Here is a 10,794-nt window from a genome sequence, read left to right on the forward strand (position 1 = left end):
CTGAAATGGGGCGAAAGTCTGTGGACTCTGTGTAAGACAGTACATGGTTTTTTAACTGTGGTATGCGACGGTGGTGGAAGCAGAAACTTAAATCGTGAGGTTTAGGAATCGCCGCCCTAAAAGTGCGGCGAGGATGTCAACTAAGCTGAATTCTCTCAACGAACCTGTGCGAGTCCCCACCCTCAGCAAAGGGTTCGGAGGAGACTGAAAAGTCTCCTATACCCTAATTCCCTACTCTAAAGCGTAGATACGACCATCCATGAGCAGACGGGTGATCCCTTTCGCTTCCAGTTGAGCGTGAGCTTTTTCGATCAGGCGACCGTCGGGAACTTTAATCACTTTTTCCTTGCGCTTGGAGAAACGGCGAGCGATGCGATGACTTTCAAAGATGGGGAGGGTGCGCTGCTGGATTTCCTGAGGGGGAACCTTACCCAATTCGGCAAAATCCTTGAGGGGACGGGTGATTAATTCGGCAGCGCGATCAATGACCAAGTAACAGGTTTTGGGAAAAGCCGCTGCCGAGAGGGGTAATATCTCTAATTGGGCTGTTTTAACGATAGTCGGGCCTAAATAGCTCCCCGCTAGTTCCTCCTCCTCCTCGTCTTCATCTTCATCTTCATCCTCCTCTTCATCCCAATCCTCGTCAAGCTCATCTTCCTCCTCCTCTTCCTCGATAGCTTCGACGAAAAACTCGGTTAAATTAGCGTCTTCTAGGGGTTTATCGCCATTAATTTCTATATATTCCGAATTATCTGCTTCTGGCGGGTAAGAGGTATCCATTAACAGGGTTAATTGTTCCACAGAAGCGCTCGGTTGCTGAAAAGCCTGCTCATCCTTAGCTGCGATGTGGGCTGCCCGCAAACTAATCACCTTGATCGCTTTTTCCGGTAAATCCGCTGCTGCTTCCTCCTCCTCGAGGCCACGAGGATTGCGGGCCAAGCGTTTTTTCTGGATTAATTGCTCGTATTCCTCGCCAGAAAAAGAATTTTTGAGAAAACGACTGACCGTAGAACTACTCACGCCATAACGCTCGGCTAAGGTGGAAGTGGTGGCCTCCGTTTCCCGATAAAGCTTAAGAATTTCTTTTTTCGTGGCATCAGTCAGTTTTCTTGCACTCATATTACTTATATAGTTATTTTTTAAGCGATAGGATCTTGCCGATGGCTAGTCAGGGGAAGCTGTTGTCCTTGAGCGGATGTACTCTTAATCATAAAACGCTCTAGCCAATTAAAACTAAGCAATTCGTTTTCTAGTCCCTGTTCTAGTCTATCCTTGACTTCTGTTTCTCACCACTACTCAAGATTAAAAAATTGACGATGATATCAAGTGCTGCTAGTCAAAAAGCCTTATTAGTTCTGGCCGATGGTACGGTTTACGAGGGTTATTCCTTCGGCTCCAAGGGAACCACCGTCGGCGAAGTTGTCTTTAACACGGGGATGACTGGTTATCAGGAAGTCCTCACCGATCCCAGTTATGCCGGTCAAATCGTCACTTTTACCTATCCGGAATTGGGAAATACGGGGGTTAACCCCGAGGATGAGGAGTCAATTCGTCCCCAGGTGAAAGGAGCGATCGCCAAAAATATCTGCCACCGGCCCAGTAATTGGCGTTCTACCCAATCCCTACCGGATTATCTGGCCGATCATCATGTTATTGGCATCTATGGCATCGATACCCGGTCTCTGACCCGCAAAATTCGCTCGGTTGGGGCGATGAATGGGGCAATTTCTACGGAAATACTCGATTATCACGATTTACTGCGGCTGGTGCAGGCGGCCCCCAGTATGGCGGGGTTAAATCTAGTTAAGGAAGTTACCACCAAGGAAGTGTACGAATGGACGACTCCCACCCCGTCCGCCTGGGAATTTGCGCCAATTGATAGCGATCAAGAACCGTTAACGGTGGTGGCGATCGATTTTGGCATCAAACGCAATATTCTCCGACGTTTAGCCAGCTACGGTTGTCGGGTGATCGTGGTTCCCGCCGACACTCCCCCAGAAAAAATCGCCGAATATAATCCCGATGGTATTTTCTTTTCTAACGGACCGGGAGATCCGGCAGCTGTCACCGAAGGAATTGCCCTAGCCAAGCAACTTTTGCAAGGAGAAAAACCCACTTTTGGCATCTGTATGGGTCATCAAATTTTAGGCCTATCCCTAGGGGCAGAAACCTTTAAACTGAAATTTGGTCATCGCGGGTTAAATCAACCCTGTGGACTGCGGCAACAGGTGGAAATTACCAGTCAGAATCACGGTTTTGCGGTGCAGGAAGCCTCTTTAAATCCGCAAGTGGAGATTACCCATCTCAACCTCAATGATCGCACCGTAGCGGGTTTAAAACACAGGTCTTTGCCCTTTTTCTCGGTACAATACCACCCCGAAGCCAGTCCCGGCCCCCACGATGCCGATTATCTGTTTGCCAAATTTGTCGATTTAATGCGGCAAGCAAAAAAGGATCGGTCGTAAATTTTTAGGATATACTAGGGTTTTGATTTTTACGGCTCTAGAGCTAGGAGGGGATTATTCCGGAAGCAATTAACTTGACCGTCAGCTTGCGAGGCACGCGTGAGGTCAGAGATAAGTACCAAATTTTCCGTTTGACGGGTCTTTTAGATGCCTTTTCCGAACCGACTTTTTGTAAGGTGATCGAAGGCTATGTGGAGGAAGGTCCCAAGGATGTGATTATTAGCCTCGCTCAGATTGATTTTATCGATAGCTCCGGTTTAGGGGCTTTAGTAAAATTGGTAAAAAAGGCCAAAACCGAAGGGGGCAGTTTACAAATTGTTACCAATCCCCGGGTAACTCAAACTGTAAAACTGGTGCGATTGGAGAAGTTTTTTTCCCTGCAACCCACCCTGGAAGCGGCGATCAAATATCTGGAAAAAGCGTAAATCGTGGAATCTCCTCTCGAAAAAATTCGCTTACAGCTAAGTGGCGAGGGGTCACAACTCCTAGAGGGTCTTGACCGATTATCGCCTGCTTCTCTGGCCTATCTAGGGGATGCTGTTTATGAATTATACATCCGCACCTATTATTTACTGCCGCCCCAGCGTCTGGGAGACTATCACGCTCAGGTGGTGGGCAAAGTCAGGGCCGAACAACAGGCTTTAGATTTAGCACAACTGCAGCCCTATCTGACAGACCAAGAAAAAGAAATTCTGCGCCGGGGACGCAATGCGGTCACGGGAAAACGCCGTCGTCTGACAGCCCAAGTCTATCAGCAGGCCAGCAGTTTAGAAACCCTGTTCGGCTATCTTTATCTGCAAGACCCCTCAAGATTACATCAACTATTAGAAAAACTAGAATTATAGCCCTCAGGGACGATTCCCGACTTTACTCTTAATCCATCCAATCATGAGCGATCGACCATTTCGTGGCAAGTCCGATAATAGTAATTTTCGCCGGCCCTCGCGGCCGAAAACTGGGCCAATTCTGGCTAAATCCCCGGCAGTAACTCCAGAAAACCAAGAAGCTGATGATCTGCTCTACGGTCGCCGGGTGGTTTTAACGGCCATGGAGGAGGAGCGCCAACTAAATCGGATTTGGGTGGTCAATCGACTCCGTTACGATCCCCGTTATCATACCCTCTTAGAAAAAGCCAAAGCCAACGGTACGGTAATTGATGAGGTGGACGATCTGCGTCTCGATCAGATTACCAATAAGGCCAATCATCAGGGGATTGCGGCCCAGATGTCTCCCTATGAGTATATCGAATTAGCCGATCTGATCGAAAAAGCTAAGGGCAGAAGTCGCCACCCCGTCATCGTCATCGCTGAAGGTATTACGGATCCCCATAACCTTGGGGCAATTATTCGCACCGCCGAAGCTATGGGTTGTCAGGGGGTAGTTATTCCCCAACGTCGCGCCGCCGGGGTGACATCGACGGTGATGAAAGTGGCGGCCGGATCCTTGGAATATTTACCCGTCGCCAGGGTGGTTAATCTCAATCGTGCTTTAGAGGAATTAAAAGCGGCTGGTTTTTGGCTCTACGGCACGGCGGCAAAAACTGGTAAATCTTTACACACAATCAATTTAACGGGTGCGATAGGATTGGTGGTAGGTTCGGAGGGAGAGGGTTTGAGTCTGCTAACCCAAAAGTCCTGCGATGAGTTGGTATCTATCCCTTTGGCAGGCAAAACCCCCAGTCTCAATGCTTCGGTGGCGGCGGGTATGGCTCTTTACGAGGTTTACCGGCAACGCTGGCAAAATTCCCCCGATTGAAAATCTGTATTTTTCGACACTCCCAATAGCCAAAAGGAGAAAGTATAAATAAAATAGGAAGGAAGTTTGCGAAATGTAAACGAACGTAACAAAACCACCAGAGTAGATTTAGATGGGGAACGAGATGAAAGAATTTTTGATTAGCTTACTGGAAATGTTCGGATTAGCCTACTGGGTCGAGATTAAAACCGACTATCCCAGATGTACTTATTATTTCGGTCCTTTTCTCGCTAAAGACGAGGCTGAAGTCGCTCAAGCCGGTTATGAAGAAGATTTGAAAACAGAAGGAGCGCAGGGGATTAAATTGGATATAAAACGTTGTAAACCGAAAGATTTAACTATTTTTGAGGAAAAAGAAGAAAGCAAGCTCCTGAATACCCTAAAGGTGTTACGCAGTCAAGTTTCTTAACAATTTTCAGTGATCGGTAATCAGTGATCAGTAATCAGTGATCAGTAAACAGTAAACAGTGAAAAAACAGCATAAGGCTGCTACTTAGGGTTTGCTGAATAAATCTAAAAACCTTGTTGGATAAGACTTTTGGACTTTTTTCCCCTCAAAAAGTGCCAGCCATTGCGGGGATCGGGGGGAAAATTCAGGTACTTTTTCCCTGAAAATTAGGTAGTTGACCAGCTGAAAATCGATAAAACCCCACACCCCACACCCCACACCCCACACCCTGCCCCCAAGAAAAACTTTTTGCCGCAAACCCTAAATATCAATGGGAGCGATTTAAAAAACAGCTATATTCTGCTTCTGTCAGTCTTCCCGCTTCGTAGAGAGTATCGGTAATTTCTGCTAGGGTTAAAACCGAATAAGGTTGATAACCATGGCTACGAAGTTTATCTTTAACGGGGCCACCATGGTCGATAAAAACCACGATATCATTAACTAATAATCCCGCCGATTTAATCTTTGCTGCCCCTTCGATCGCACTTTTGCCAGAAATTAAAATATCGTCCACCACTACCACCGTTTCCCCCACTTGAAAATTACCTTCAATTACTCTTCTTGTGCCGTGAGCTTTTACTTCTTTGCGGGGGAAAATCATCGGATGATTTAATAATAAAGATAAACCCGTAGCTGTGGGTAAAGAACCGTAGGGTATGCCAGCAATACGGTCAAATGTCAAGGTTTTTAATATTTCTCCATAGGCTTCAATTACCTGCTGAAAAATATTAGGATTAGAGATAATTTTTCTCAGATCAATATAATAGGAAAAAGTTTCTCCCGATGCTTGCACATAATCGCCAAACAGCAAGCAGCCAATATCAAATAATTGTAGAATTAAATCCTGATGAGGATGTTGTTTTAAAAGACAAACGTTAGCAGTCCAAGTCTCATCTTGGCTCGATTCTTGCTGGTGGTTTTGTTTAATTTTGTTGACTTCCTCGCGTAAATCCTTGACTTTTGCCCCCAAATCGGGTTGAGATAAAAAGTCTTGGGGTACAGGAATTAATAAACCCTCGCCATGACTATTTAAACCCACAGTAATTAACTCGGAGAATTGACTTTTTTCTTCCCAAATACTGCGTAATAAAATCAATCTTTCGGGGGCAAAATTGCGAATCTTTTTCAATATCTCCGGTTGAGTGGTTCCCACTTCTAAAAACACCTGTTCGGGAGTTCCCCAGGTGCAAGCTTCTTTGACAACTTGCAGATAAAAAGGATTGTCGCGACTGGGAAATTCTTGCAGATTAATCGCGCCTTGATTGGAAGTATGACAGAGGATAAAAGCACCATGCTCGGGGTAAACTAAAAAAGGAGCAACGTGATCCTGTCCGGAGTAGGGATTGAGAGTAACCGCGTCCACCTGCCAAGTTTTAAAGATAGTCTCGGCTAAAATACTGCTGGTATTAATATCACCGTGTTTAGCATCCAAAATTACCGGGATATGAGCGGGAATTGCCGTTAAAATTCGCTGTAATAATTCTAATCCCTCTGCTCCCAAAGCTTGATAAAAGCCTAAAGTTGGTTTGTAGGCACAGACAAAAGGAGCAGTTTCATCGATAATAAACTTGAGCCACCGTTCTAAATTAACGATTAATTCTCCCGGGGTGGAGGGCATCATTTCGGGGTTAGCATCTAAACCGAGGACAAGTAGAGTCTGGTTTTGACTAATGGCGTGGTTTAACTTTTGAAAAAAATTCATCGGTTTCTAATCTCAGGATTCTGGATTAGTTTCTAATTCTACACTATTTGGCCGAAAAATAGGCTGTAAAATTGTCTGGTGCAGACTTTTTCTGGTGTCAGCGTCAAGGAATTTCTTTTGTAAGGGTTGCCATTCTTGCCATTTTTGGTGACGGATATTTTGGAAAATTTCTAGTAAAGTCGGCATTTCCTTGGCAAGACAATTAGGGAAAATTTGGCTGAGAAAATCCGAGAGAACACAACAATCCTGCATTTCTCCGAGAATACCTTGAAGGTTTTTAATATCCTCTAGATACTCTCGATACTTGTCGCCATAAAACTGAGTAAATAACTCCATATTATAGCGGGAACGCTTGGCTTCTTTACGGAGATCGTGCAGTAATAATCCTTCTTTTTCCAATAAGTCATCAATTTCTTGACTAGAAAACTCTTTTACTTTTTGATCTTCCTCTAAATTTACCCCAACTAACCAGCCTTCATGGAGTAAAAAGTGACTCGCTTGCGGTAATAATAAGTCAGGTAAAACCGTGGCAATATCTAATTTTCCTATCGGTTGATAGGTGGGATTATCCAACCAACTGGCAAAATCTGCCTTAAAATTGAGAAATTTATCGGACTTCAACAGCTTTTCTACCTTAGCAAAAGCCTTCTCCCTTCGGTGTTCGAGAACTTGTAAAACTTTCTTCAGTAAATCCTGTTCTTTCGGGGGTAAAATTGGCTGATAATGGCCGACAAAAGCCGATTTTAACACATCTAAATCCCGCAATTCTCCTAAAATTCTGCCCAGATTACCCACCCGTTTTTGATCGGCAGATTTCGGCATGGTTAAAGCGGGGGCAAAACCGGTTAAGGTACTGCGAAGACGGCGCATTCCCACACGAATTTGATGTAATTCTTCCGTATCCTGATCGAGTAAAACCCCAGCTTCGTGTTTAAGAACTTTATGAAAATGTTTATCAATACCGATATAGGCCCAATCGGCAACAGTTTTAGCCCGAGGATTAAATTTGTTAGTCATTTGTCTTTAGCGAGGAAATAATGTCAAGATGGTGATAAGCTAAACGGCTTTTACTTCGGATCACCGATATAGACTCCAAAAGGGTTATAGCTGTTGGATCATGCAGGTTAAGCGCCGTTTAGCTTAGAATCTTTAAATAAAGACTGGAACTAATAGATCCCATTTATTCTACACAATAGGATGAAGCAGCCGCTTTAAGAGAAGTTTATGGATAGTTTTTGGCTAGATTATGGGGGGGAAATCGCTTTTCGCACTGGAGAGCATCTTTTCTTGACGGGAATAGCCATGGCTATGGGTAGCTTAATCGGTATTCCTCTAGGTATTTTGATTAGTCGTCAAGCTATTCTCGCCCCACCAATTATAGCGATCGTTAACACCCTACAGACTATCCCCAGTTTAGCCCTATTTGGTTTTTTAATTTCCGTGCCTTTTTTGGGAGGAATCGGCAAAATTCCCGCTATTGTTGCCCTAACTCTCTATACCTTACTGCCAATTGTTTTAAATACCTATCTGGGCATCAAAAAAGTTGATCCCGAATTAAAATTAGCCGGGTTATCCCTAGGCATGACCGACGGTCAAATCCTGCGCTATATCGAATTACCCCTGGCCAGGGCGACAATTTTGGCAGGAGTGAGAATTGCGACGGTGATTGCTATCGGTGTGGCCACGATCGCAGCTGCCATCGGTGGCGGTGGTTTGGGAGTGTTTATTTTTCGCGGTATTGCCACGGTCAACAATCAGTTAATTTTGGCGGGGGCAATTCCTGCCGCTTTTTTAGCCCTTGTTGCCGATTGGAGTATCGGTTGGTTAGAAAAGACCTTTTCCCCTTCGCAACGTCCGAAAAAGCCCTCTAAATGGCAATGGGGCTTAGGTTTAATCGGGTTGGCCTTGCTATCTTTCCTCTTGACTCAAATTTTCCATTCATCCCCCGGCACAGTGGTGATCGGTTCCAAAAATTTTACCGAACAGGTGATTTTAGGGGAAATTTTGGCACAGGAAATCGAAAAAGAGACGAATTTACGGGTTGAACGTCAATTTAATCTCGGTGGTACTCTGATCTGTCATGAAGCGGTGAAAGCGGGTAAAATCGATGGTTATGTGGAGTATTCCGGCACGGCTTTCACGGGAATTTTACAGGAAAAACCCCTTAACGATGCCCGATTAGTCTCTGAAAAGCTGCAAGAGATTTATCCAGAAAAATTTAATCTAGAAGTGTTTCCCAGTTTAGGATTCGAGAATACTTTCGCCATTGTTATCCGGGGAGAAACCGCCAGTCAATACAATCTTAAAACTCTCTCGCAAGCGGCTAAATATACTCCCAATTGGCAAGCGGGTTTTGGTTATGAATTTTTGGAAAGGGAAGACGGTTACAAGGGATTAGCGAAGACCTACGGCCTCAATTTTGCCGGACCCCCGAAAGTGATGGATTTAGGGTTAATGTACCGCGCTTTAGCCGAAAAACAAGTGGATTTAGTGGCGGGAAATTCCACCGATGGCTTAATTCCCGTGCTAGATTTAGTCATCCTAGAAGATGATCAACGCTATTTTCCTCCCTACGAAGCGGTACCGATTTTTAACCGGGATAGTTTGCGAAAATATCCGCAATTGCGACAGGTTTTAGCGAAACTCACTGGCAAAATTACCTCCACAGCTATGCAGAAATTAAACTATCAGGTGGATGGCCGCGATCGTAGGGTGGAGGAAGTGGTTAAAGAATTTCTAGTCTCCCTCTCTTAACCATTTAGTGACTCCCCCGGGTTGGTCGATTAAACTAATGCCTTGGGCTTTTAATTCTGCGCGAATGCGATCGCTTTCGGCGTAATTTTTCGCTTTTTTTGCCTCTGTCCGTTGTTGGATCAGATTTTCGATATCCGCTGCACTAATTCCCTCAGAAACAGGGGTTTCTCCCTGGTCAGCGGCCATTTCTAAGCCCAAAACCCTAGACAATTTCACCAAAGTATGCCATTTTACCGCTAATTGGGCCAGATTGCTGTCTGTCTTACCCGCATGGGTTAAATTATTACCCTCCTTGCGTAATTCCTTAGCGATTTCAAATAACACCGCTAAACCACCGGCAAAGTTAAAATCGTGATTTACCGCCTCTTGAAAGCGATTTTCTAGCTCTTGGTCGGTAATTCCGGGATTATCGGGCGGAAGATGCTTATAACCAAAGGATAAACCCTCTTGTAAAGTATGCCAGCCATTAGTGGCCGCCTGCAATCCCTCATCGGAAAAATCGATCGGTTTGCGGTATTGGGCGCCTAAAATTAATAATCTCACGGCTAAGGGGTCATATTTTGCCAATAACTCGCGAATAGTGATGAAATTACCGAGGGATTTTGACATTTTTTCCCCGGCCACCTTGACCATGCCATTATGTAACCAATAGTGGGCCAGAGGTTTACCCGTAGCGGCTTCACTTTGGGCGATTTCGTTTTCGTGGTGGGGAAAAATTAGATCACTTCCCCCCACATGAATATCGATAGTTTCTCCCAATTGTTCTTTGACCATGGCCGAACATTCAATATGCCACCCCGGACGACCTTGACCCCAGGGAGAATCCCAACTAGGTTCCCCCGATTTTGCCCCCTTCCAGAGGGCAAAATCAAAGGGGTCTTGTTTCTTAATTGCTTCCGGGTCGTCGGTTTCTACCCGGCCGCTGGCGCCGGCTTGCAGATCATCCAGTTTTCGCCCTGATAGTTTGCCATAATCAGAAAAACGACGGACGGAATAGTAAACATCGCCATCGCTGGGGTAAGCATAGCCTTTTTGTTCTAATTCATAGACTAGGCGCTTGATACCGTCGAGGGTATGAGTGGCCCGGGGATAAGCGTCCGCCGGTCTGACTCCTAATTTTGCCATATCCTCAAAGTAGGCCTGGATAAATTTCTCGGCCACGGCTGCCATGGTGGTATGTTCATTTTTAGCCCGATTGAGAATTTTATCGTCAATATCGGTGAAATTCTGAATATAGCGCACTTTATAACCGAGATACTCCAAATAACGCCGCACCACATCCCAAACCACACAGGTACGCGCATGACCCAAATGGCAATAATCATAGACGGTAATGCCGCAGCAATACATGGAGACAATGCCGGGGATGAGGGGGGTAAAGGGTTCTTCGCGACGACTGAGGGTGTTGTAGAGGATTAAGGTCATGGATGGAGAAATTTTTTTCTGGGGGAAAAGGCTAGTCCAATTTTATAGCAGTTATTTTCAGTTATCAGTGATCAGTTATCAGTGATCAGTTATCAGTGATCAGTTATCAGTGTAAGTATCTAAGCACAATTAATTACACATCTAAGCCACTACTCCGTCAGACTTCTGCGGTGGTGAGCAAACAGAGAACTGAAAACTCAAATCCGATCCCTAATAGCTGTATCCCGTCTCCTGTCTCCTGTCTC

Annotated in this window: 10 protein-coding genes; 6 read left to right on the forward strand and 4 right to left on the reverse strand. The window is 45.1% G+C overall.

Going from position 1 to position 10,794, the window contains the following annotated elements; all coding sequences use genetic code 11:
• Positions 1-231 precede the first annotated feature (231 nt).
• Positions 232-1,119 (reverse strand): helix-turn-helix domain-containing protein, encoded by an 888-nt coding sequence (locus PX482_RS22315; protein WP_288027677.1) that lies wholly within the window; start codon positions 1,117-1,119, stop codon positions 232-234.
• Between the two features lie 197 nt (positions 1,120-1,316).
• Between PX482_RS22315 and carA the strand changes: the two genes are divergently transcribed.
• The 5 genes from carA (at position 1,317) to PX482_RS22340 (ending at position 4,629) form a co-directional block, all read left to right on the forward strand.
• A complete protein-coding gene (gene carA, locus PX482_RS22320; protein ID WP_002763885.1) occupies positions 1,317-2,465 on the forward strand; it encodes a glutamine-hydrolyzing carbamoyl-phosphate synthase small subunit in 1,149 nt (382 codons plus the stop codon).
• Positions 2,466-2,539: 74 nt separating this feature from the next.
• Complete coding sequence (locus PX482_RS22325; RefSeq protein WP_002763884.1) at positions 2,540-2,890, forward strand: STAS domain-containing protein; 351 nt, start codon at positions 2,540-2,542, stop codon at positions 2,888-2,890.
• Positions 2,891-2,893: 3 nt separating this feature from the next.
• The gene (locus PX482_RS22330) at positions 2,894-3,310 is read left to right on the forward strand and encodes a Mini-ribonuclease 3 (protein ID WP_002763883.1); all 417 of its coding nucleotides are present in this window, start codon (positions 2,894-2,896) and stop codon (positions 3,308-3,310) included.
• Positions 3,311-3,353: 43 nt separating this feature from the next.
• A complete protein-coding gene (rlmB, locus tag PX482_RS22335) occupies positions 3,354-4,220 on the forward strand; it encodes a 23S rRNA (guanosine(2251)-2'-O)-methyltransferase RlmB (protein WP_002763882.1) in 867 nt (288 codons plus the stop codon).
• Between the two features lie 112 nt (positions 4,221-4,332).
• Positions 4,333-4,629, forward strand: coding sequence for a DUF1816 domain-containing protein (locus PX482_RS22340; protein ID WP_080603678.1), 297 nt, complete (start codon positions 4,333-4,335; stop codon positions 4,627-4,629).
• Positions 4,630-4,936: 307 nt separating this feature from the next.
• Here the strand turns inward: PX482_RS22340 and PX482_RS22345 are convergent, their stop codons facing one another.
• Together PX482_RS22345 and PX482_RS22350 are read right to left on the reverse strand one after the other, a co-directional pair.
• On the reverse strand, positions 4,937-6,370 hold the full coding sequence (locus PX482_RS22345; RefSeq protein ID WP_002763880.1) for a bifunctional orotidine-5'-phosphate decarboxylase/orotate phosphoribosyltransferase: 1,434 nt from the start codon (positions 6,368-6,370) through the stop codon (positions 4,937-4,939).
• 12 nt (positions 6,371-6,382) lie between these two features.
• Positions 6,383-7,387, reverse strand: coding sequence for a CHAD domain-containing protein (locus tag PX482_RS22350; protein WP_002763878.1), 1,005 nt, complete (start codon positions 7,385-7,387; stop codon positions 6,383-6,385).
• 207 nt (positions 7,388-7,594) lie between these two features.
• Here PX482_RS22350 and PX482_RS22355 point away from each other — a divergent pair, with 207 nt between their 5' ends.
• Positions 7,595-9,124, forward strand: a complete 1,530-nt coding sequence (locus PX482_RS22355; RefSeq protein ID WP_002763876.1) for a glycine betaine ABC transporter substrate-binding protein — start codon at positions 7,595-7,597, stop codon at positions 9,122-9,124.
• Here the strand turns inward: PX482_RS22355 and cysS are convergent.
• Positions 9,107-10,549, reverse strand: coding sequence for a cysteine--tRNA ligase (gene cysS, locus PX482_RS22360; RefSeq protein ID WP_288123023.1), 1,443 nt, complete (start codon positions 10,547-10,549; stop codon positions 9,107-9,109). The genes PX482_RS22355 and cysS overlap by 18 nt on opposite strands.
• Between the last annotated feature and the right edge of the window lie 245 nt (positions 10,550-10,794).

Origin of the sequence: Microcystis sp. M53602_WE12 (assembly GCF_030065455.1) — a bacterium.
GTDB lineage: Bacteria > Cyanobacteriota > Cyanobacteriia > Cyanobacteriales > Microcystaceae > Microcystis > Microcystis aeruginosa.